22 protein-coding genes are annotated in these 23,212 nt (G+C 51.1%); 13 read left to right on the forward strand and 9 right to left on the reverse strand.

From position 1 onward, the window contains the following. Positions 1-276: 276 nt before the first annotated feature. The 5 genes from N3Z11_RS15725 to mtnB form a co-directional block, all read right to left on the reverse strand. Positions 277-699 (reverse strand): DUF3010 family protein, encoded by a 423-nt coding sequence (locus tag N3Z11_RS15725; protein ID WP_260658153.1) that lies wholly within the window; start codon positions 697-699, stop codon positions 277-279. Between the two features lie 101 nt (positions 700-800). Beyond that, positions 801-947, reverse strand: a complete 147-nt coding sequence (locus N3Z11_RS15730) for a hypothetical protein (RefSeq protein WP_260658154.1) — start codon at positions 945-947, stop codon at positions 801-803. A 47-nt stretch (positions 948-994) separates the two neighbouring features. Next, positions 995-1,474, reverse strand: a complete 480-nt coding sequence (locus N3Z11_RS15735) for a hypothetical protein (protein ID WP_260658155.1) — start codon at positions 1,472-1,474, stop codon at positions 995-997. Positions 1,475-1,584: 110 nt separating this feature from the next. Then, complete coding sequence (locus N3Z11_RS15740; protein ID WP_260658156.1) at positions 1,585-2,493, reverse strand: LysR substrate-binding domain-containing protein; 909 nt, start codon at positions 2,491-2,493, stop codon at positions 1,585-1,587. Between the two features lie 183 nt (positions 2,494-2,676). Beyond that, positions 2,677-3,309, reverse strand: a complete 633-nt coding sequence (gene mtnB, locus N3Z11_RS15745) for a methylthioribulose 1-phosphate dehydratase (RefSeq protein ID WP_260658157.1) — start codon at positions 3,307-3,309, stop codon at positions 2,677-2,679. A 161-nt stretch (positions 3,310-3,470) separates the two neighbouring features. Here mtnB and N3Z11_RS15750 point away from each other — a divergent pair, with 161 nt between their 5' ends. From N3Z11_RS15750 to N3Z11_RS15790, 9 genes are all read left to right on the forward strand, one after another. Then, complete coding sequence (locus tag N3Z11_RS15750) at positions 3,471-4,622, forward strand: methionine aminotransferase (protein ID WP_260658158.1); 1,152 nt, start codon at positions 3,471-3,473, stop codon at positions 4,620-4,622. Then, a complete protein-coding gene (locus tag N3Z11_RS15755) occupies positions 4,604-5,395 on the forward strand; it encodes an amidohydrolase (protein WP_260658159.1) in 792 nt (263 codons plus the stop codon). The genes N3Z11_RS15750 and N3Z11_RS15755 overlap by 19 nt, the downstream gene beginning before the upstream one ends. A gap of 143 nt (positions 5,396-5,538) precedes the next feature. Beyond that, positions 5,539-6,720, forward strand: a complete 1,182-nt coding sequence (locus tag N3Z11_RS15760) for an MFS transporter (protein ID WP_260658160.1) — start codon at positions 5,539-5,541, stop codon at positions 6,718-6,720. A gap of 145 nt (positions 6,721-6,865) precedes the next feature. Beyond that, a complete protein-coding gene (locus N3Z11_RS15765; RefSeq protein ID WP_260658229.1) occupies positions 6,866-7,312 on the forward strand; it encodes a cytidine deaminase in 447 nt (148 codons plus the stop codon). An 11-nt stretch (positions 7,313-7,323) separates the two neighbouring features. Beyond that, positions 7,324-8,640 (forward strand): thymidine phosphorylase, encoded by a 1,317-nt coding sequence (gene deoA / locus N3Z11_RS15770; RefSeq protein WP_260658161.1) that lies wholly within the window; start codon positions 7,324-7,326, stop codon positions 8,638-8,640. Positions 8,641-8,707: 67 nt separating this feature from the next. Next, on the forward strand, positions 8,708-9,181 hold the full coding sequence (locus tag N3Z11_RS15775; RefSeq protein ID WP_260658162.1) for an isoprenylcysteine carboxylmethyltransferase family protein: 474 nt from the start codon (positions 8,708-8,710) through the stop codon (positions 9,179-9,181). A gap of 202 nt (positions 9,182-9,383) precedes the next feature. After that, the gene (locus N3Z11_RS15780; protein WP_260658163.1) at positions 9,384-9,902 is read left to right on the forward strand and encodes a GNAT family N-acetyltransferase; all 519 of its coding nucleotides are present in this window, start codon (positions 9,384-9,386) and stop codon (positions 9,900-9,902) included. A gap of 202 nt (positions 9,903-10,104) precedes the next feature. Continuing rightward, on the forward strand, positions 10,105-10,740 hold the full coding sequence (locus N3Z11_RS15785) for a phage tail protein (protein WP_260658164.1): 636 nt from the start codon (positions 10,105-10,107) through the stop codon (positions 10,738-10,740). Positions 10,741-10,841: 101 nt separating this feature from the next. Then, positions 10,842-17,480, forward strand: a complete 6,639-nt coding sequence (locus N3Z11_RS15790; protein ID WP_260658165.1) for a fibronectin type III domain-containing protein — start codon at positions 10,842-10,844, stop codon at positions 17,478-17,480. 71 nt (positions 17,481-17,551) lie between these two features. Here N3Z11_RS15790 and N3Z11_RS15795 read toward each other — a convergent pair whose 3' ends face one another. Beyond that, the gene (locus N3Z11_RS15795) at positions 17,552-18,115 is read right to left on the reverse strand and encodes a hypothetical protein (RefSeq protein WP_260658166.1); all 564 of its coding nucleotides are present in this window, start codon (positions 18,113-18,115) and stop codon (positions 17,552-17,554) included. Positions 18,116-18,352: 237 nt separating this feature from the next. Here N3Z11_RS15795 and N3Z11_RS15800 point away from each other — a divergent pair, with 237 nt between their 5' ends. Genes N3Z11_RS15800 through N3Z11_RS15810 form a run of 3 tightly spaced genes read left to right on the forward strand, consistent with a single transcriptional unit; the run spans position 18,353 to position 21,380 of the window. Further along, positions 18,353-18,742 carry a BlaI/MecI/CopY family transcriptional regulator gene (locus tag N3Z11_RS15800; protein ID WP_260658167.1) on the forward strand — a complete coding sequence of 130 codons (390 nt, stop codon included), beginning with the start codon at positions 18,353-18,355 and terminating at the stop codon, positions 18,740-18,742. Next, positions 18,736-20,133 carry a M23/M56 family metallopeptidase gene (locus N3Z11_RS15805; protein WP_260658168.1) on the forward strand — a complete coding sequence of 466 codons (1,398 nt, stop codon included), beginning with the start codon at positions 18,736-18,738 and terminating at the stop codon, positions 20,131-20,133. Before N3Z11_RS15800 ends, N3Z11_RS15805 begins: the two co-directional genes overlap by 7 nt. A gap of 50 nt (positions 20,134-20,183) precedes the next feature. Next, entirely contained in the window at positions 20,184-21,380 is a 1,197-nt protein-coding gene (locus N3Z11_RS15810; protein WP_260658169.1) for a serine hydrolase domain-containing protein, read from the forward strand. A gap of 23 nt (positions 21,381-21,403) precedes the next feature. Here the strand turns inward: N3Z11_RS15810 and N3Z11_RS15815 are convergent, their stop codons facing one another. The 3 genes from N3Z11_RS15815 to N3Z11_RS15825 are packed head-to-tail and all read right to left on the reverse strand — an operon-like array spanning position 21,404 to position 22,524. Then, the gene (locus N3Z11_RS15815) at positions 21,404-21,706 is read right to left on the reverse strand and encodes a hypothetical protein (protein WP_260658170.1); all 303 of its coding nucleotides are present in this window, start codon (positions 21,704-21,706) and stop codon (positions 21,404-21,406) included. Between the two features lie 2 nt (positions 21,707-21,708). Beyond that, a complete protein-coding gene (locus N3Z11_RS15820) occupies positions 21,709-22,248 on the reverse strand; it encodes a hypothetical protein (RefSeq protein ID WP_260658171.1) in 540 nt (179 codons plus the stop codon). A 21-nt stretch (positions 22,249-22,269) separates the two neighbouring features. After that, positions 22,270-22,524 carry a hypothetical protein gene (locus tag N3Z11_RS15825; protein WP_260658172.1) on the reverse strand — a complete coding sequence of 85 codons (255 nt, stop codon included), beginning with the start codon at positions 22,522-22,524 and terminating at the stop codon, positions 22,270-22,272. A 203-nt stretch (positions 22,525-22,727) separates the two neighbouring features. On the opposite strand from N3Z11_RS15825, the gene N3Z11_RS15830 reads away from it, so the two are divergent. Beyond that, entirely contained in the window at positions 22,728-23,192 is a 465-nt protein-coding gene (locus N3Z11_RS15830) for a DUF4920 domain-containing protein (protein ID WP_260658173.1), read from the forward strand. Positions 23,193-23,212: the final 20 nt, after the last annotated feature.

A 23,212-nucleotide genomic window follows, 5' to 3' on the forward strand; every position in this document is an offset into this window, starting at 1 on the left:
TATTGCCCGAGCAGGGCATTCCCATGCGAGTAGTACAGTGAAGCCGGGAATTAAGAACGCAACCAATGTTGCGTTCTTCCGACGGAACAATCCCTAGCTCTGCGAAGGATATCAAGGTTCCCTGATACCGCCACCAGTTGACTGCCCTCCGGCTGAACGCCCCGAGCTCTGCGAGGGATATGAAGACGCCCAATCCAACAGAACCCCAGTTATATCCCTTCCCAGAAACAAAAAATCCCCGCATTAGCAGGGACTTTTATCGTCAGAAACTTGTGATTAATAAATAAGATAGGCGTAAGCAGTAATAAAGGCGCTTTCCTGAAAGGCTTTGAGGCCTGTATCTCTGAAATCAACGGGGACAGGGTGTCTGGCCAGTTTGTCTTTGATGGCCGCGTTGGTACAAATCACAGTCTCTACTGTTGGGATCAACTGCAGTGCAGCTTCAATTTTAAAACCAACGGCTGAGCCGGAAAATTTGCCTTTTTGTGGTCTTTCTCGCACCAAAAACTTGCTGATTTTATAATCTTCCGCCAGTTTGGCCATACTGAACTGAAACTTGCGCATCTGCTCAGTGTCCTGATCGTTTAACAGTGGGAAACGCACCTGACGGCAATCGGGCAACACCATCAGGCCGTTATCCATTTCCATCAAACACAAAATTATTTCACTGCCTTTAATCTCAACGCCACATACCCGCATGTTCTTTACCTGCCATTTTGCAAAAGGCCGTTATTATGCCATGTAAAAGGCTAAAGGTAGCAGTAACATCAGCTGACTGTAGCTATTAATCGGTAATTGGCTTACAGATTTTCGTCGTGTGGATCCCATTGGCTGACGGCTATGTGCTGATAAAACTGCCATTGTTCCGCTAAACCTTGCCAGCAGTGCCAGAAAAATAGTTGTAAGTTACTGGTCTGGCTTGGAAAAATACTGTGATAACTTTTCATCTTCATCTCCTGCAATAACGGGGGCTAAAGACCCACCCGCAGTTTAATTAGTCGGTGTCGCTTTCCAGAGGATTGGCGGCCAGCAAAGCAGTACCCGTATTTAGGCTTGATGTCAGTTTGCCAAGGTTGTGCTGGCTGACGGCGTTAGCGTTTATCCGATGGGCCCGCTGAAAATCGGCCAGCGCACCGATATTGTCGCCACTGAGTACTTTAGCCACACCTCTGTTGCTATAGGCATAAGAGCGTAGTTGACGCTGCATGCCGACCGGACCCTCGCCAGCTTGCCGCACCAGCATGACTGCCTGATGACAAGCGCGTTTTGCTTGTGCGCTTTGCCCTTGTTTGCTGTAGGCAACACAAAGCCGGGTTTGGCGCACATAAGGATCGGTAGTGGCTGCAGGCGCTTTTGCTTCTGCAGTATTTTCGGTCATCAGCACCATTTGATAACTTTGATTGCCAGCCTGACTGGCAAAACTGGCCAACAACAAAGAGGTGGCCAATAAACAGCGTGATTGAGTCAGTTTCATGGTTTTGCTCCTGGTTGGTACACAACAAAGCTGTTGCTTGTTGTATTGCCAACTCTAGGGGGCAGGGAGTGCGTCTGACAAACGAGAAAATTGCAGCTGACAGCTGAAGTTCATTCATCTGTAAGGCTGTCGTTGCTTCTGGCAAAACCTGCCAGTATCCAGTTGATTAATAACTGGATCTCTGGTTTTTGCTGGTTTTGCTCATGCTGTACCAGATAATAATGGTCACGCGTACGCAGTTCCTCGTCAAACAACCGCACCAGACTGCCGCTGTCAAACCAGCTTTGGCTGATAGGCAGAGGGATCAGCGCAATTCCCAGCCCTTGCTGCGCCGCTCTGGCGACGCTGAACATACTGTCGAGCTGGATAATTTGTCTGGGTCTGAAGTCATCATAACCCGCCTGATCAGCCCACTGATGCCAACACCAGGGTCGGGCCTGATGCACTATCAGCGGCACTGTTTCCAGCAGCGGCAAATCGGCAGGTTCCCCTTGCAGACGTTGAAACAGCTCGGGGCTGCAAGCCGGCACATAACTGATGGCAAACAATTGATAAGCTTTTTTATCTGTCGGTTTGCTGCTGGCCAGCACTATTTGCAGATCGGTGTGACGACTTGCGTCCTGACGTGATTTCACTGTTTCCAGCCGTAAATTCACCTGCGGATGCTGAGTCGACCAGCCAACTAATCTGGGGACAAAAAACTCACTGGCAAAAAATTCCGGCAGCGTGATGCTGACCACCTGCTCCCTTTTGCTCTGACAAAACTCTGCAACAGTGGCCGATAACGTGCTTAGCACCGGGTGAATGGCCTGGTAAAAGCGCCGGCCTTCAGCTGTAAGTAATACGGCTCTGGTCTGGCGTTCAAACAGACTAAAACCGAGGTTTTCTTCCAGTTGTTTGATTTGATGACTGACAGCTGAAGGCGTCAGATACAACTGATTGGCAGCTTCTTTAAAACTTAAACATTCGGCGGCCACGCAAAAACAACGCAAACCACGCAATGGGGTATGAACGGCCATGTGCAACAGCTCCGTGCTTAAAGATAACAGCCATAAAGCAATTGTTGTTCCTGTATGTAATTGATTGAATTATATTAACAATATGAACGGATGTATTACCTGGTTGCTATTTGCTGGCGCGTAAATGCACCAAAAAAGCGCGCAGGCTGCCAGGTAGAAATGACACGATTTAGCTTGCTGCTGTTATAGCTGTCCTGACACTTTGAGTCTTTCCAGTTCACAACTGAATAAAAACTCCCACGCCTCCAGTTGCCGTTTGGCTTGCTCCAGATTGTCGGCCCAGACATAAAGGCCCTGACCCCGCACCAAGAAGGCGGAACTGAGCTGATGCTGACGATGTGTAAGCTCCCGGGCCAGTTGTGGCCAGGCCTGTTTGGCATCCAGGATCGGCAGATTCACACCGGCCTGATGTTGCGTCTCTGGCTGGATCAACTGCTGCAGATCATAACCACAAAACAGATGCTGTTCGGCTCTCACCAGCCTGGAAAACACTGTTGCGGCAACAGACTGGGTTTGCAGCACCACTCTGGCGCGGCTAAACAGCTGGTAAATAGTGCTGTGCAGCAAAGTGCAGGGTGAAAGTGTTGGGTTTTGATTTGGTTGGGTATTGTGCCAGGTCAGCAACGCCAAATCTTGTGGGCTCAGCTCAGCTTTGTCCTTATATGCCGGAGTGACCAGCGCACTGTTCTCATTCAGCCGGATAGAAAAATTACCGCTGCCGGCCGGTGTCCATTGTTTCGCGCTGATCCAGCGCCCCAAAGCACAGAGTTGAATAGCATAAGGATTGAGTTGGTTGCTGCTGGCTGTTTTATTCATCTTTATGTTTAGACGTCTAGGTGTTGAAATGTCTCAGATGGTAGCATTGCCGGCAGCTCGAGGCCAAGCCGTTTTTTTCGGTGCTGACAGACAATTGGTTGGCAAAAATGCTAGCATCAGCTTGTTCTGCCGCGCTGCAACATGAGGTCAAAAGGAGTTTTATGGATTTGCGCAGTAAGTTGCCCTGGGTGGGCACTACTATTTTCACCCAGATGTCTCAGTTAGCTTTAGAGCAGCAAGCCATTAATTTATCTCAGGGTTTTCCTGATTTCCCAGCACCTGAAGCGCTATTGCAGCAGTTGAATCAGCAAGTATTGGCCGGTAAAAACCAATACGCGCCTATGGCAGGTGTGCTGGAATTACGCCAGCAAATCGCGTTGCTGACCGAACGTTGTTATGGCCGTATGGTGAATGCCGACACCGAAGTCACTATCACTTCGGGTGCTACTGAAGCGCTGTTTGTTGCCATTCAGGCGGTGGTGCGGCCCGGTGATGAAGTGCTGGTATTTGATCCCGCTTATGACAGTTATCAGCCAGCCGTTGAACTGGCCGGCGGCAAAACCGTACATATTCAGTTAACGGCGCCGGATTATCGTATTGACTGGCCGGCGGTGCATCGCAGAGTCAGTAATCAAACCAAACTGATCATCGTTAATAGTCCACACAACCCAACCGGCATGGTGTTTAGTCAGCAAGACTGGCAGGCGCTGGCTGAACTGGTGCAGCAGCACGGCCTGTTTTGTATCAGTGATGAAGTGTATGAGCATATGGTGTTTGACGGTGCGGCACAGCTTAGTGCTCATCAGCAGGCGGCGCTGCAGGAGCGCAGTTTTGTCGTCAGCTCTTTTGGCAAAACCTTCCATGTTACCGGCTGGAAACTCGGTTATTGCGTGGCACCACCGGTATTAACCACTGAATTTCGCAAAATTCATCAGTATGTGACTTTTTCCAGTTTTACGCCGGCGCAATATGCTATTGCCAGCATCCTGGAAACGTCACCTGAGCTGGTGACAGGCCTGGCTGGTTTTTATCAGCAAAAACGCGACCGTTTTGCCGCTTTACTCAGCCAAAGCCAGTTTAAGTTATTGCCTTGTGCCGGTACTTATTTTCAGCTGGCTGACTACAGTGCCATCAGTGCGCTTGATGACCTGGAATTTTGCCGCTCTCTGGCAACAGATGTTGGCGTGGCAGCCATTCCTTTATCAGTATTTTCCCGCCAGGAGCAGGACAGTAAAATTATCCGTTTTTGTTTTGCCAAACAGGATGCAACCTTACAACAAGCAGCGGAGCGGTTATGCCGGTTAAGCCGATAACAAAACAGCTGAATGTAGCGCTGATCCAGTCTGAGCTGGTCTGGCAGGACGCAGCTGCCAACAGAGCCTATTTTGCCGCGCAATTCAGCAAGCTCAGAGAGGTTGATTTGGTACTGTTGCCGGAAACCTTTAATAGTGGTTTTTCGATGCAAAGTAACCTGATTGCCGAAGAGATGACAGGGCCAACAGTGCAGTGGCTGCAGCAACAGGCGACGTTTTATCAGTGGGCCATTTGTGGTTCTGTGGCCATAAAAACCGCCGAAGGTGTGCACAACAGATTGTTGTTTGTACACCCGGACGGATCCATTGAGTATTACGATAAAAAACACCTGTTCCGGATGGCCAACGAACATCAGCATTATGTGGCAGGAGCTTGTCGTAAGGTGGTGCAATACAAAGGTTTCCGTCTGATGCTACAGGTGTGTTACGACCTGCGTTTTCCGGTGTTTGCCCGCAACAGAGGCGATTATGATGTGCTGATTTATGTGGCCAACTGGCCACAGGCGCGCCGTGACATCTGGTGCACCTTATTAGCCGCCCGGGCTATGGAAAATCAGGCTTATGTGCTGGGCTGCAACAGGGTGGGTAAAGACGACAACGGCATCGACTACAGTGGTGATTCTCAGCTGCTGGATTATATCGGCAAGCCGCTGGCTGAGCTAAAGCCGCATCAGGCCGGTGTATTGCAGGCAAGCCTGGATTTGACCCAGTTACAGGAGTTCCGGCAAAAATTCCCGGCCATGCTGGACGCTGACGATTTTAGCCTGCTGTAATGGCAGGCCCGACGACCGTTCGTTGCCGATTGAATAAAAACAGGCGCTGCATTCGTATGGCGCCAAAAACGCTGCTTTAAAGCGCTTACAAAAAACCTATCTGTTTTATAATCACGGTTTTCCATACTGCGAAGCCTGAGTTCATGTCCAGATTTCACCCCACAGCTCTCATTTTCAGCGGATTTTTTCTGCTGGGTTTACTGATTATTTTGTGGGGCGTATTGCTGCCGGATTTAAACCGCGAGCTTGGTATGAGCGCTGCACAAAGTGGCTGGTTTTTTCTGGTGATGGCGCTTGGCACTGTATCCGGCGCTTATCTGGGTGGCAAATATGTGCAGAAGTTTCATTTCCTGCAGCTGTTTGCGGCGTTAGCACTGATTGAAACTGTGATCCTGCTGGCCATTTCATTGGCGCAAAACGCCTGGCAGCTACTAGCAGGCATTTTTTTATTTGGTTTGTTTTGCTCGGTGATGTTCACCATAGGTCATACCCTTATAGCCCGTCTACACGCCAATAAAAGAGCCAAAATGATGGGGCTGATGGATTTTATGTTTAGCCTGGGTACTTTGGCGGCGCCTTTTCTGGTGGTGGTGTTGTACTGGTGGTTGCCCGACTGGCGCTGGCCATTACGGCTGTTGGCGGTGTTGTTAGTGGCGCTGGCGATGTATGCGTTATTGATAGCCCAAAAGGCAACAGCAGATCCGGGCGCTGAACCTGCGCCAAGTCATAGCTTGTCTTACAAGGCCGTATTAAAACAGCCGGTATTTGTAGCTTTGGCGTTTGCGATGTTTGGTTACGGTGCGGTCGAATGGGGTAACGGCAACTGGTTTGTCAGTTACGCCAGCTCGGCGCTTTTGTATCCAACGGAACAGGCGCGGCTGATTTTTGCGTGGTTTACCGGCGGTATGGTGCTAAGCCGGCTCGGTTTTGCATATCTCATCCCCTATCTTGGCGCCAGCCGTTTGCTGCGGTTACTGGTGCTGATGATGCTGGCCGGCGCTATGGTATTAAAACTGGCCGACAGCAGCTGGGCCTTGTCAGCAGGCAATCTGTTATTGGGGCTTGGGCTGGGTGGTGTTTATCCGTTGCTACTGGCAACAGCGATGGATCTGGCGCCGCAGCAGGGCCCGGTGTTATCGGGTTTATCTAATATCGGCGGCTCTTTAGGCTGCCAGCTGGCAGGGCTTGGTACTGGTCTTTGGGCTAATGTATCCGGTATAGGCACAGCATTCTGGATGTTACCACTGGTGGCTTTATGGTTATTTGCTGCAGTTTGGTTATTCAGCCACCGCGCCCGCGCTGCACAAGCGGCTGCCCGTATTTAGCCATCCGGCAGTATAGTTGTTGCTACTTTGTAGCTAAAAACAACAAACTGTGAGTAATTTCGGCAAATTTGCGAAAACCACTCTTGATTCCGCGTAAAAATCGGTGCATAACAGGCTGCCCTAACAAACCTGAGATTTTCAGTTGATGAAAACATCTGTGGATTGGGCTTTACTGCAACAACAAGCCCGCGCTGCCTCTGAGCAAGCATACGCCCCTTACAGCCACTTTCCGGTGGGTGTGGCCATTCTGGCGCAAAGCGGCAAAATTTATACCGGTTGTAACGTTGAAAACGCATCTTATGGCGGTACGACCTGCGCTGAACGTAATGCCATTGCCGCCGCTGTAGTGGCAGGTGAGCGTCAGTTTCAGGCTTTAGTGGTTTACACCCCCCAGGAAAAACTGACGCCACCCTGTGGTATTTGCCGTCAGGTGATCGCCGAATTTTTCACTCCACAAAGCCCGATTGCCAGCTGCAACCACCTGGGACAAATCCAGCAGTGGACTTTAGGCGAATTATTACCCAGTGCTTTTACCCCTTTGTATTTAGCCGAAAGCACTAAAGTTGACACCAGCGCTGCTGCCAAATCTTAACGGAGTCCAACGTGTATTTACCGCAGGAAATTATCAAATTAAAACGCAATGGCGGCCAGTTACCTCAGGCGGCCATAGAGCAGTTTGTCAAAGGCATTACCGATAACAGTTTTAGCGAAGGCCAGACTGCTGCCCTTGCTATGGCGATTTATTTAAATGGCATGGTCACCGAAGAAACTGTGGCCTTAACCCGCGCTATGCGCGACTCAGGCGCAGTGCTTAACTGGGCCGGTAAACTAAATGGCCCCGTGGTGGATAAACACTCCACCGGCGGTGTTGGCGACAAAGTGAGTTTAATGCTGGCGCCGATGATTGCCGCTTGTGGTGCTTATGTGCCCATGATTGCCGGCCGTGGTTTAGGCCATACCGGCGGCACAGTAGATAAACTGGAAACTATTCCGGGTTATAGCTGCACTCAGCCGCTGGCAAAAATTCAGGCCGAAGTGGCCCGGTTAGGCTGTGTCATTGTTGGTCAAAGTGCGGAATTAGCGCCGGCCGATCGTCGTTTGTATTTGATTCGAGACGTCACTGCCACTGTGGAATCTATTCCACTTATTACTGCTTCTATTTTGTCGAAAAAACTGGCAGCAGGCCTGGATGTGCTGACGATGGACGTCAAGATTGGCTCAGGCGCCATTATGAAAAATGTGGCCGACGCTTCAGCCCTTGCCACCAGCATCGTCAATACCGCCAAAGGCGCCGGTGTAAAAACACAGGCACTGCTCACCGACATGAACGAATGTCTGGGCGCAACTGCAGGCAACGTATTGGAAGTATTAGAAACGCTGGATTATTTAACCGGCAAATACCGCGAACCAAGGCTGCATCAGGTAACGCTTGAACTGGGTGCCAGCATGCTGCAACTGGCCGGTTTGCAGCCTGATAAAGCCAGTGCCATTAAAGCGCTGGAACACAGCTTAACTTCGGGTAAAGCGGCGGAAATTTTTGCGCAGATGGTGGCGGCTATGGGTGGCCCGGCCGACTTGATGGAAAAACCACAGCAGTATCTGGCCGCCGCTCCTGTGGTGCAGGATATTCTGGCGCCACAAGATGGCTTCCTGGCCAGCAGCGACACTGTAGCTGTGGGTATGGCGGTGGTGCGTTTAGGTGGCGGCCGTGCCCATCCGGCACAGCAAATAGACCCGGCCGTTGGTTTTAGTGATGTGCTGGCCCTTGGTATTAAAGTAACCAAAGGTGACTTGCTTGCGCGGGTACATGCAGCTTCGAAAGAAGCAGCCGACAAAGCCAGCAGTGAATATCTGGCAGCTCTAACTTTCAGTGATATGGCACCAGCGTTAAATCCAATAGTGCATAAAGTGATTGATTAAGCTGGTACTTTTACCTAAAGGTTGATAAAACAGGCAAAGGATTGCCTGTTGGTCTTCGGAGTGTCTGATGTCCCGCCTTGAATTAAAAATTCCCCCGCTGTTACTGATGCTGATTTTTGCCGTTCTGATGTTTGGCTGTACCCATCTGCTGCCATTATGGCAATTTATCCCGGTGGATTTTGTGTTCTGGCGGGCAGGGCTGGCTGGTGCCTGGTGTGCAGCCGGCATTTTGATAGCTCTGCTTGGGGTTATTACTTTTCGCCGCGCGCAAACCACTGTGAACCCGTTAAATCCAAAGGCTGCCAGTCAGCTGGTGCAGCAGGGTATTTTCCGTTACAGCCGCAATCCGATGTATCTGGGAATGTTGCTGGTGCTGTTCGGCTGGTCTTTATGGCTGGCGGACGTTAGTGCCTTTGTACCTTTGCCATTTTTTGTCTGGTATCTGCATCAATTTCAGATCAAGCCGGAAGAACGCGCGCTCACAACCTTGTTTGGAGATGCGTTTTTACAGTACCAGCAAAAAGTCAGGCGCTGGTTGTAGCGGGGCAGCGTGCACTGCTTTTTGCTGCAATAACAGGCAAGGTACTCAGTTTTTCTTCCTGTAAAAGCATGTTGCAGCCCATACTTTTAAACATAAACCTCTGATCCAAATCCATATTGTAATGCGGTTGTCCGGTAACTGGTCAGCTTTGGCCTTGCCTGGCTTTCAGGTTAGATTGGCCGGCAACTAAAAAGGAACAACCATGTTGCTGTGGCCAGATACATCCACTTCTTTATTATCAATCCGGCCAGCGCAGTCTGGGGATGATCATTTTTTTCAACAGCTCTTTGCCGCCAATCACAGTTATTTTGCAAACAGCGGTTTGCCACAGCCTTTGGCTCAGCAGCTGTTGCGGCAGCAGTATCAGTTGCAACAACAGAGTTACCAGCAACAATCACCCTGTCCTCAAGTTTATTTGATTTTGTTGCAACAACAGCCGGTTGGCCGTCTGATCCTGGCGCGCCGTCCGGATTTTTTGCATATCACCGATCTGGCTTTATTACCCGATTTTTGCGGGCAGGGGCTTGGCAGTGAGTTGATGACTGGCTTGCGACAATATGCGCAACAGCAGCAGCTGGGGCTACAGCTGCTGGTGGAGCAACAAAATGACGGAGCTTTGCAGTTTTATCGGCGCCATGGTTTTCAGTGCCGGGGGCTAGAAGGCAACCATTTTCAACTGTATTGGTCGCCTGATGTTGTTTCTAATTTGGTTGCGGGTTGATGTTTTGCCGGATTTCGCCTAGCTTTGAAGGGTTTCCTCTTTCAATCAACAACTTGAGCATCAGCGCTATACGAGCGATTGTCAGACTTGGCTAGCATCAAAATAACACTGCGCCTGGGTTAAACGAGTCGCCCCGGAAAGCGGACATTGTTTGTATAAGGATTTGTACCCCCCATGAAAAAACCAACTAAGGAGAGTTTAAATGTCTGATCCGTTTTTAGGCGAAATTCGCATGTTTGCTGGCAATTATGCCCCAGAAGGCTGGGCATTCTGTAATGGCCAGCTAATGTCTATTTCCAGTAATACAGCGCTTTTTTCGTTGCTAGGCACCACCTATGGTGGCGACGGGCACTCCACTTTTGCTTTACCAGATTTACAGGGCCGCAGTGCTGTAGGTATGGGGACGGGCCCTGGTTTAAATCCTGTGGTATTGGGACAAAAAGCAGGCGCGGAAAATATCAGCCTGACCACGGCACAATTACCGGCGCATGCGCCCACAGCGCAGTTTACCGGTACTGCAACAGCAGTAAACGCTACTGTGGATGTTGCAACCAGCACTGCTACTGCAATGGTTCCGCCGACGACAGGTGCCACAACTTATTTGTCTGCTACTACTGCTAAGGCTGGTCCCACTAACGTCGCTTTTAATGGTTTGTTTACCGGCACGGCGCCCGATGCAACCAAAGCAAATTTGGGTGGGGTGCATGCTAATGTCACAGCGGCGGGTACAGTGACAGTCAATTCAGTGGGTAACGGGGCTCCTGTGGGCATCCGCAATCCGTATTTGGGAATGAATTTTATTATTGCGCTGGAAGGTTTATACCCTCCGCGTCCGTAACAAATCACTTTTAGTGACTGACTCCGATAACCTGATGAACGATACCTCCTCAGGTTACCGGAGAATTTTTTAATGGAAACTTCGTGAGCTGAGAGGCCTCTATGAAAAGCAGCACAACAACAGGTTATTTTGACCAACATTTATTGACGTTGGCAAAATCTGCCAGCAAAATTTTAGGCAGCAGTTTGTGTTACATGTTGTTTTTTTTGGCAACAATGCTGACGAGCCATCTGAGTTACGCAGCTTCCATACCGTCCAATGTAACTATTGATTTTAACGCCGCTGGTTTTGTCGAAAGTGCGGACCATGGCTCTGCCACCTATACCCAGGGTGATTTTACTATCACCTACAGTGCGGCCAACTGGTTTCAGGATACTGATGATGGACAGGGGGGGAGTGCAGGCCTTTTTGCCGGCGCTTTTACCGGCGTTGAAACTATTACCATCCAGACCACGTCGGGCAACGAGTTTGATTTCTCCAGCTTTTATATCAATGCATTTGGTGGTGGTTTTGCTTCGGCAGAAGGCTTCAGAGATGCCGCTTCGACAGGTACCCAAACGACCGGAACTGGTTTTGATGAAACCGCAGGTGCTTATAACGTTACCTTAAACAGCACCTTTGATAATGTTGACCGCGTGGTGATTACCTCCAATAGTTCCGGCTTCTTCGATGTTTTTGATAGTTTTGTTCTTAATACGGTACCAACACCCACTATCACCTCCGCTACCTACAACACTTCCACGGGCGACCTGGTTGTGACCGGAACCACCTTTACCGCAACCGGCGGTGCCAGCAATGATGTGGATGCCAGTGATTTGACCCTGACCGGCGAAGGTGGCACTACTTACACCCTGACCGACACCGCCGATGTGGAAATTACCTCAGCCACCAGTTTTACCCTGACCTTGAGTGCCACTGACAGCGCGGCGGTCAATTTAATTATTAATAAAGCTGGTACCAGCTCCACCGGGGGCACTACCTATAATCTCGCTGGTGCTGCCGGTTTTATCGCCGCCTCGGCAGCAATCGCAGATCTGACCGGTAACGGTATCACGGCGACTGTTGCTGCACCTACCGTCACTTCTGCAACTTATGATGCCAGCAACGGTGCCTTGGTTGTAACCGGCACTAACCTGAAAAAACTCAGTGGCGCCACCAATGAAATTATCGCCAACAAATTTACCCTGACCGGGGAAGGTGGCAGTACTTATACCCTGACCGATACCGCCAATGTGGAAATCACCTCAGGTACCAGCTTTACGCTGACGCTAAGTGCAACGGACAGGGCTGCGGTTAACCTGATCCTGAATAAAAATGGTACTAGTTCTACAGGCGCGACTACTTATAACCTCGCCGCTGCTGAAGATTGGAACGCCGGGGCTGATGCCGCAGTGACTATTGCCGATCTCACTGGCAATGGGATAACTGTCAGCAATGTGGCGGCACCCGCCATCACCAGTGCCACCTACGATGCTTCCACCGGAGCATTGGTGGTAACAGCGACAGGCTTGTTAACATCAAGCGGCGCTGGCAACGACATAGTGGCCAACAAATTTACCTTTACCGGCCAGGGCGGCGGCACTTATAGCCTGACCGATACCAGCAATGTTGAAATCACGTCCGGTACCAGCTTTATGCTAACACTCAGCGCTACAGATAAAAACGCAGCCAATTTGCTGCTGAATCAAAACGGTACCAGCTCAATGGGCGGTACCACCTACAATCTGGCTGCTGCTGAAGACTGGAACTCAGGTGCGGATGCTGCTGTGGTGATTGCCGATACTACAGGCAATGGCGTGACCGTCAGCAATGCACCTACTGCTCCGGGGGCTCCCACTATTGGCACTGCCACAGCGGGCGACGGGCAAGCTGATGTGACATTTACCGCGCCGGTCAGCAATGGTGGTTCGGCTATTACCCAGTACACAGCCACTGCCAGCCCTGGTGGGGCGACCGGCAGTTGTGCCGGCCCTGCGGCCTGTACTATTACGGTTGGATCACTGACCAACGGCACTGCTTATACTTTTACTGTCACTGCAACCAATGGCGTAGGAACAGGTTCTGCATCAGCGGCGTCTAACTCTGTTACGCCAAAGGCGGAACAGACCATCACTTTTGCTAACCCGGGCGCACAAAACTTTGGCACCACGCCAACGCTGAGTGCCACAGCAACATCGGGTTTAACTGTTGAGTTCAGCTCTGCCACCACCGGTGTTTGTACTATTACATCCGGCGGAGCATTGACCTTTGTAACAGCAGGTACCTGTACCATTGACGCGGATCAGGCGGGCAACGCCAGTACGAATGCGGCTCCCACTGTGTCCCGTAGCTTTACGGTAAATGCAATAGTGCCTGGTGCGCCAACTATTGGCACTGCAACGGCAGGTGATACCCAGGCATCGGTTACCTTTACTGCACCTGCCAGCACCGGCGGCGCTGCTATTACCGGTTATACCGTGACCGCTAACCCAGGTGGGCTCACAGGAACCGGAGCTGCTTCACCCATCTCAGTCACAGGACTGACCAATGGCGTGGCCTATACCTTTACCGTGACCGCCACTAACTCGGCCGGTACCGGCTCTGCTTCGGTTGCTTCCAATTCGGTAACTCCGGCGTCACCACAAACTATTACCTTTGCTAACCCAGGTGCACAAAACTTTGGTACTTCGCCGACGCTGACGGCAACCTCAGATTCCGGTTTGACGGTCACCTTCACTTCATCTACCACCGGAGTTTGTACTGTCAGTGGCACAACGCTGACATTTGTGACCGCAGGTACCTGTACTATCAATGCCGATCAGGCGGGCGACTCCTCTTATCTGCCAGCGACCCAGGTCAGCCGTTCCTTTAGCGTGAACGCTGTTGTTCCAGGCGCTCCGACCATAGGGACTGCCATCGCCGGTGATACCCAGGCCAGCGTGGCTTTTACTGCACCTGTAAACACAGGCGGTACCACAATTACCGGCTATACAGTGACCGTCAGCCCGCCAGATGTGGCTCCGGTGAACGGGGCTGCCTCACCTGTTGTGGTGACGGGGTTAACCAATGGCCAGGCTTATACCTTTACCGTGACAGCCGATAACTCGGCCGGTACAGGCCCGGCATCATCCGCGTCAAACTCGGTGACTCCGGCCGCTACCCAAACAATTACCTTTAATAATCCGGGAGCTCAGACTTTTGGCACTTCGCCAACCCTGACTGCAACCTCGGATTCCGGCCTGACACCGACTTTTACGTCATCCACACCGGCGGTTTGTACCATCACTACAGGCGGTGCTTTAACCTTTGTCACAGCAGGTACCTGTACCATTAACGCCGATCAGGCCGGTAACAGCAGCTACCTGGCTGCAACCCAGGTCAGTCGCAGTTTTACCGTGAATGCGATTGTTCCCGGCGCACCGGTGATTGGCAGTGCAACTGCAGGCAATGCTGAGGCAACGGTTAACTTTACTGCTCCGGCTTCCAATGGCGGCAGCAGCATTACCGGTTATACCGTGACTGCAAGCCCGGGCGGTATCAGCAGAACCACTACGGCATCACCTTATGTATTTACCGGTTTAACCAATGGCACCAGTTATAGTTTTACAGTTCGGGCGACCAATAGTGTTGGTACCGGTGCAGCTTCCGGCACTTCCAATACAGTCACCCCGGTAGCGCCAAATCAAGCGCCGGAGATCACTCAAGGTGCTTCAACCAGCGTGAACATCAGTGAAGATGGTGCTCCTACCGCTTTTGCGCTGACATTGACTGCCACAGATGCCGACAATGACCCGCTTAGCTGGAGTATCAGCAGCGCCGCAGAAAACGGCAGTGCCAGTGTCAGCGCTGGTGTGGTGAGTTACACGCCGCAAGCGAACTACAACGGCAACGACAGTTTTGTTGTTGAAGTCAGTGACGGTGAAGCAAGCGACAGCATTACCGTCAATGTGGTGATTGCTGCGGTGAACGATGCACCCAGCATCAGCGGCATCCCGGGAACCAGCCTTGATCAGGACACGTCTTACAGTTTTGTGCCCACAGCGACTGATATCGATACCAATGATGTGCTGACCTTTAGTATCAGCAACAAACCAACCTGGGCCAGCTTTGACCCGGCCACAGGCGCGTTAACCGGTACTCCGGCGGGCACTGATACAGGCAAAACATTGGGCATAGTGATTAGTGTCAGCGACGGTACTGCAAGTGATGCGCTACCGGCATTTGATCTGAAAGTCATTGCCACTATTGATCCGCTGCAGCCAATAGTCACAGCGCCTGAGCATCTGGTGATAAATGCCACAGGCCTGTTTACGCCAATGACGTTACGGCAGCTGTTAGGGCTACCGGAAAATGCCACACAGGCCGACCTTGAGGCTGCGCTGAAAAAACTGGCCAAAGACGGCGTGTCGGGCAATGAGTGTTGCACTGTAACTGTGACCGGTTTCGCCAACAACGGCTCTATGTTGCTGTCGCCAGGTCGCCATGACCTGGTGTGGAAAGCCACTAATGCGGTAGGTGTCAGTGGTGAAGCCATACAGCAGCTGGATATTCAGCCGTTGGTGTCACTGAGCAAATCACAAGTTGCCATCCGTGGCAGTGAAGTTAATTTCCGCGTGCTGTTAAATGGCCCCGCGCCACAGTATCCGCTGAGTGTGCCTTATGTGATCGATGCCGCAACAACAGCTACTCCTGCCGAGCATAATCTGACATCCGGTGTGGCGATATTTACCCAGCCAGGGCAAAAAGAAGTGGAGATTCCGGTGAGTTTGGCCCAGGGGGCGGGGTTCAGTGATAGTCAACTGGTGGTTGCTTTGGACAATGGCGTCAATGCCAGCAGTGCCAATCAACACACCATTGAAATCCGCAGTGGCAATATCCCGCCTGTGGTGAACCTGACGCTGACACAGGGTGGCGTTAATACCAGTTTGGTCACCCCCAATGGTGGACCTGTGACAGTGACAGTGCAGGTTAGCGATGCTAATGCCGGTGATACACACAGTTACGATTGGTCTGCCACTTCAGGTTTAGCCGATACCGACGGCAATTCAACTGACGCCAGCAGAACTTTCAGTGCTGAAGGTTTAGCCGGCAGTTATCAGGTGCAGCTGAACGTGACAGACTCAGCCGGTGCTGTAGTGCAGGCTTCGGTGTATTTCCGTGTGATTGCGAACTTGCCGGTGTTAAACCCTAATACCGATACAGACGGCGATGGTAAGAATGACGAGCAGGAAGGGACAGGGGATACCGACGATAACGGTATTCCGGATTATCTGGACAATATGCCGTCTACCAATATTCTGCCGCAGCAGGTAGTCACCACCAATGCCTACCTGATTGAATGTGACCCGGGTGTGCGTTGTGGTCTGGGTTTATTTGCCCGCAGTGGCAGTACAGGTGGTGTGCAGATTAAGGATGAAGAGCTGGGTCAGTTAGATGATTTAGTGGTTGACCCCGCTTTTGAACCTGTGGGTGGTGTGTTTGACTTTGCCATCCGTGATTTGCCAACCCCAGGTCAGTCGGTGCGGGTGGTGATCCCACAACGTAGTGCCATTCCGGCCAATGCGGTGTATCGCAAATTCCAGCGTGGTCGTTGGGTAACTTTTGCCGAAGATGCCAATAATGCATTGCATTCTGCACCTGGTAATCCGGGTTATTGCCCACCACCGGGTTCTGCTGACTGGACGCCAGGCCTGACTGCCGGCTATATGTGTGTGCAACTGACCATAGAAGACGGTGGGGCCAATGATGATGATGGGCTGGTGAACTCTGCTGTGGTCGATCCAGGTGGGGTGTCTGTGTACTTTAATACTGCACCTGTGGCGGTGAATGATAGCGCCAATACCGACGATCGTACTGCTATCACTATTAATGTGCTGGCCAACGATCAGGACATCGACCAGGATGTGTTAACAGTGATCAGTGCTACTGCTCAGCAAGGTACGGTTCGAATCGAAGCTGACAACCAGCTCAGATACACACCTAAAGCCGGTTTTAGCGGCACAGATCAGCTGAGTTACCGTATCCGTGACAGCAAAGGTGGTGAAGCCAACGCCACGGTGACTGTCACAGTGAAGGCCTATCAGGATGTGGTGGTGGAGAATAAATCTTCAGGCGGTAGCAGCGGCGGCTGGATGCTGCTGGGGCTGGCGGCTTTAGGCGGCTGGCGCCGCCGCACCGGCTTGCTGGCATTGTGTTCTGCCATCCTGGCAACAAGCCAGGCGGTAGCCGCAGATTTTTATCTGCAGCTGGGCGCCGGCCAGAGTGAAGCCAGTGCGCGGCAATTTGACCTGCCGCAAGGCAGTTTAATCAGCACTGATAACACCGACACAGCCTACCAGCTGGTGGCAGGTTATCGTCTGCTGGATAACCTGGCGGTTGAGCTGGGTTACCAAAAGCTGGGGGAAGGCAGTGCCACTATATCCGGCTCAGTGTTGGATGCGGCCAAATATCAGCAGCTGGTAGCCCAGGCCACACCGGTGTTAGGTGACGGGGTGTCGGCAGCAATACGCTGGCAATTCTGGCAGCTGAATAACTGGCAGTTTGAACTGCCGCTGGGTGTGATCCGCTGGCAAGCCGATCTGAGCAGTCAGATGGCGGCTAGCACTTTAACGCAGGAGCTGGACGGCACTGACTGGTTTTCCGGGCTGACGCTGAACTATCAGTTAAGTCCGGCCTGGCAGGCTGGCATTAGCTACCAGCGTGTGTTGCTGGAGCCTGCGGATGTAAACCAGTATCTGCTGCATCTGCGCTATCAGTTCTAAGCAAAAAAAACGGCGACCTAAGTCGCCGTTTTGTTGTTGAGGCTAAGCCGCTTCTGCAGAGACTGCGCGACTCAGACTTTTTGTGATCTGGTGCTCGTTGTTTCTGCCGGGGCTGCAGTCTGACAAGACTGTAATAAGGACTGCAAATGAGCCCCTAAGTCTTGCTGTGCAACAGCGCTGCTGGCACTCACCATTTGTTTTAACGTCTGCAGTGCCTGTTCCAGACCTTGCTGGTCGATTAAGGTTTTGGCATAAGCTGCGGCTGCAGCACCTTTTTCAAGGGTGCTGGCCAGCTGTTCAAAACTAAAATCCTGCTGTAACAATTGTTCTAAGTCGGCTAATAATTGCGCCACTTTGGCCGATTCCGCCAGAGCACCTTCAACACTAATCAGTTTACCCAGTGGATCTGTGGTCAGTTTTCCGGCGACACAGGCTGCCACTGAGCCTGCTTCTGCAGAGGCTACCACTGCATCCAGCCCTTGTTCACGAATTTGGCTCACTGCCTCTGCTAATTGTTGATCTTTGGCAAGCCAGGCCTGTTCGGCCAGTTGTTTAGGGTCGGCAGAAAAATAACCACAGCTGGTCAGAAAAAAAGACAACAACACCGGCAGGGTATAACGATGAGCAACAGACATAACAACTCCTGAAAATAAATGAATGCCAGTCAGGCTGGCTGCTATGCCCATAAAGATGGGGTTTATCCACTGCCGCTTCAAGCCATAGGCAAAAAAGTTGTGTGACTCTGCTAAGGCGCGGTTCTAACGGGTTTTCCTGAAGGATAAAAACTGCGACCATTGTCGCATTTTTTGCTTGCCAGTCTGCGACATATGTCGCACTATAATGCCATCATTGTTTTTAGGCTGGGTTCACTGATGCAACAACCAACGGCGCCTGAATTGGAAATTCTGAAACTGTTATGGTCAAAACAGCCGCTGACTGCCCGTGAACTGCACGATGAGCTGGCGCCTGTATTGGGTTGGGGTTATTCCTCTACCCGCAAAACGCTGGAGCGTATGACCGAAAAAGGACTGGTCAGTTTTGAAAGTCAGGGTCACAAAAACAGTTACAGCGCGCTGGCCGATAAAGTCAGTACGCTGGCGGCTTTTGCCCAGGACTTTGCCAGCCGCATTTTTGAGCTGAAAGGGCCCTTGCCCGTGGCCATGTTTGCTGGCAGCCAACTGGTGAATGCATCAGAAATTGCCGAACTGGAACGGTTGCTCAGCAGGCTGGCGGCAGCAGAGCAGGCAGACAACAAATGCTGACTTTGCTGCAACTTTGTGCTTTTGTGCTCTGGAGTTTTTTGCTCTGGTCTGGGCTGCAGGTTCTGCTAAGGAAAAAGCCCGCGCTGGCGCAGTGGCCGACAGGATACTGGCTGGCACTTTTTTGTTGCACTCTGCCGCTCTGGCCACCGTTAAAATGGCAACAAGAATGGGTGATCCCTGCTGCTTTATTACAGCCTGTTGCCGAGACCACAGCTTATTGGACGGCTCAGGTTATGCACCCAAGTCTGAGTGCGCAGTTGCATTGGTCCGAATTGTTGCTGATGTTGTTGAGCGGCATCTGGCTCAGTGGTGCTTGCTGGCGGTTATGGCAGCTGCGGCAACAATGGCGGCGGTTGTCTCAGTTATCTGCTCAGGCAGACAATCTGGCCCTGAGTGCTGTGCTGCAGGGGATAAACCCGGCAGCTGCTGACAAACTGGTGGCCCGGCTTGCTAAATTACAGATAAAACAGCAACAGGGTACAGGCTCACCTTTTGTGTTTGGTTTTTTCCGCTTGTCACTGCTGTTGCCGGCCAATTTTAGCGATTTCCCCCCTGCTGAACGTGTGTTGTTATTACAACATGAGCTTTGTCATGTGCAGCGCTGCGATCCACAACAATTGTTGTGCTGGCGGCTGCTGGCCGCTTTATGCTGGTTTAATCCGGTGGTCAGCAAACTCGAGGCGGCTTTTGTCCGTGCCATGGAGTTTTGTGTAGACCGTCAGGTGCTGGCATCTCAGCCTGAGTTAGCGCTCAGTTATGGCAAAGCCATGTTGACCAGCCTGAAATATCAGCAATATGCCAGCCAGGTCAGTGCCGGTTTTACTCAGCAGCAGCTGGATGAACAGTTTTATCAACAGCGCTTAATGCAACTGTTTCAGCCGGTGCCGTTATGGCCGGCCCGTCGGCTGGCAGCGCTGGTTGTTGTGCTGCTGCTGTTGATGTTGTTGGGTTATTTGTTGATGAGCCAGCTGTGGGGGCAACACGCGGCTCCCCGGCAGTGGCAATGGCCGCTGCAACAGGTGGAAGTGAATTCAGCTTTTGGTGTGAAAAGTGCCATCCGTCAGTACAGACCTCATTCCGGGCTTGATTTAGCCGGGCATGCCGGTGATGAAGTCCGCGCCGTGGCGACGGCCAGAGTCTTGATTGCCGATAACAGCACTTTGCACCCCAATCTTGGTTTGGTGGTATTGCTGGACCATGGTGCTGGCTACCAGACCTTATACGCACATTTGCAACAGGTGAATGTTCAGCCTGGTGACAGGGTGCTGGCCGGAGCCCCGATAGCGGCAGTGGGCAGTAGTGGCAAAGCCACGGGCGCACATTTGCATTTTGAATTACTGCACCAGGGTGTACCCCAGGATCCCATGTTGTATTTACCGGCTTTACCTTAAAAACCGCGCAGCGTCTTAGGCCTATTGCATTTTATTTTCCGGAGTTTGGCATGTTGTTAGAAAAATCGCGCTTGCGCAAAGTGTTGCTGTTATTAGCACTATTTAGTGCGGCTTTGCCGGCCGCGCCTGTATCAGAAGCTGAGTTATTACACAGTTTTGAACAGCAGTTCAGAGAAAAGCTGCAAAAGGCCAAAGTGCCTGGCGGTGCTTATGCCATAGTGCAGGGCGATCGTATTCTGAAGCTGGGGCATTATGGTGTGCGATCAGTTGGCGAGCGCGCGACCGTCAATGCTGACACTGTGTTTCGGTTGGCATCTGTGTCAAAAACTTTTGCCGGCGTTAGTCTGGTGCAGGCGCAACAGGCGCAGCAGCTGGAATTACAGCAGGCTTTATCTAAATACGTGCCTGAACTGCAGCTCAGAACCCCGGAGCTGACACAAAGCCTGACGCTGGAGCAGGTGTTGTCGCACAGCAGTGGTTTTTGGGCTCATGCTTTTGAAGACTTAATTGAAGCCGACCAAACGCCGGCGCAAATTCTGCCACGCCTTAAAGAGTTAAGCCCGGTTTGTCCGCTGGGGCGTTGTTACAGTTATCAGAACGTGTTTTTTGGTTTGCTCGGCAATGCGCTGGAGCGGGCAACAGGGCAAAAATATGACCAGTTATTAACGCAGCGGTTGTTCCAGCCATTGGGTATGCAAACCGCTTCTGTTGGCCTTGCACCACTGCTGGCGTCGCGCAATAAAGCCATGCCGCATGAACGGGGTGGCAAAGGTTGGCGGCAGGTGAAACCCAAAGCCAATTTTTACCGTGTAAGCGCTGCAGCTGGTGTGAATGCCAGCGCACGGGATCTGGCGCTTTATCTGCAGGCTATGTTAGGGCAAAGGCCAGACGTGTTGCCTCCACAGTTACTGAGCCAGCTGCAGCAGCCGTTAACCCGGATGCCGGGTAAACCACGCTGGCCGGTGTGGCAACAGTTTAAACAAGTCAGTGCCTGGTATGGCCGCGGCTGGCGGATGGTGCAATATGACAATGAAAAGTTGTATTACCATGCCGGTGTGGTAGACGGTTACCGGCCTTATATTGCTTATTCACCGCAAAGTGGTTATGGCCTGGTGCTGCTGACTAATGCGGAAGCGGATGTGATAGGGCCTCTGGCAGGCTGGTTCTGGCAGCAGGTGTTAGCTACACCACAACAGTTAAAGCTGGCACAACAAGCACAAACAAAGGGGCGTCGTAGTGGTGGCTGATAAAGGTTAAAAATAAAACTCCGTCAGCTCACTGACGGAGTTTTACGACCTAAATGCACTCTGGCGCGCGCCAAAGCTTCCTGCTCATAATCTTCCATATACTGGGCGACATCATTGCGCCAGTGCTCATCTTCATCCTTGTTCACACTGTTTTGTCTGGCATCCAATTGGTCTTTACGTACCAGCAAATCGTGAGCACGTTGTTGTAGCTCAACAGCAACTTCGGCAAAAATTTGTGGTTCGCTGGCCAGTTGCCGCAATTTTAAATGCAGATGCAAAGCCAGGATCAACAAACAGCAGGTAAATAAAATCAGGAAAAAAGCCATGGTTATGCTCCTGTATAAATCAACTGTCGTTTGCGGATCTCAACCAGCCAGAAATATGCACTTAATGGCAACGAACATAGGTTGACGACTGCAATCAGTATCTGATAAGCATCAGCAAAAAAGTTGCTTTGCAGTGTAGCTCTATCAATAAAATCAATAGCTTGAATCAAGCTCATCGCAATGAAACTTAACGAAGTGACCATTGATAATTGTGTTGCTCTGAGCTTTTGTAACCAATGCATGTAATAAATAAACCAAATACAAAATACGTTGATCAGTATCCAGCCGCCATACCAGGCAAATTTGTGCAATACGGTAGGTCCGGACGCAATTTCGTAAAGTAAAGGGCTTAACAACCTCGACATTGTTAAGCTCAAACAAATGACAAAAAATGAAATAGTAATGGAGTTCAGTTTTTTCTCGTAAACCAACGCCAGCACCAGCAATAGTAAATTGCCGACAATGGCGTAGTTAGCGATGTACAGAAATATCTGACTTTCAGCTGCCAGAGTCAGCATAAGCTGTTGAAACTTTTCATCCATTAGTTGAATAACTCCAGCATGTTAGCGAGGTGGGCGAGCGCTATAACCACCACCATAGCTAGGTGTGACAGGTGGTTCTTCTGTAAATGGAGGTTCTACCGTAGTCGCCTGCAACGCCAAAGCTTCCGCGCTTAAAGTCACGGTATCTGCAGTGCTGCTGACGGTGTTTTGAGTCTCAGCGGTGCTGGTTGTGCTGGTTGAACTGGTCGTATTGCTGGTGCTGCCACTATAAAGTGCATATTGATTTTGCAGGTTATTAATACCGCTGGTGTTCATCAGAATTTCTCCCTATCTTCATCGTTCGCAGTTGTTGTTGTACTTGTAGTACCAAAGTTATAGTGGAACTTCCCTATTGGAATTTCACTACGGCGCAGCGGTAAAAGGCTGACAAAAATATGATATTGCTGTGATATATCACTGAAAATAAAGAAGTTCGCGCATAAACACTGATAAACAACCAAAAGCACCCGGGAGAGATGATGATCAACAGATGGATATTTTTTGTATTACCGGCATTGTTCTGCGGCCAATTGCTGGCTGCTTCGCTGCAGTTTGGTTCTGGGGTAGATAAAACCTTGCTGACGGATCTGACCAAAGTGCAGGCGACGCCGGAACAATTTGTCGGCAAGACGATTACGGTGCAAGGCAAAATTGTCAGTGTTTGCCAGAAAAAAGGTTGCTGGATGCAGCTGGCGGTAAATTCCGGTAACAGCTTAAAAATTAAGGTCCGGGATGGCGATATGGTGTTTCCGGTCAGCGCCCGTGGCAAAAACGCACTGGCGACAGGGCAGCTGGTTAAAATTGAGCAGGATTTAGCGTCAAGCCGTGAACAGCAGGCGGCAGAAGCAAAAGCTCAGGGTAAAAGTTTTGACCCGGCAACAGTAACGCAGCCATTGATCAGCTGGCAACTGGTGCCAACTGCGGTGGAAATTCTGGCTGAATAAACAATGTTCACCAGGCTGTG

Origin of the sequence: Rheinheimera sp. 4Y26, assembly GCF_025245835.1 — a bacterium.
In the GTDB taxonomy this organism is placed as follows: Bacteria; Pseudomonadota; Gammaproteobacteria; order Enterobacterales; family Alteromonadaceae; genus Pararheinheimera.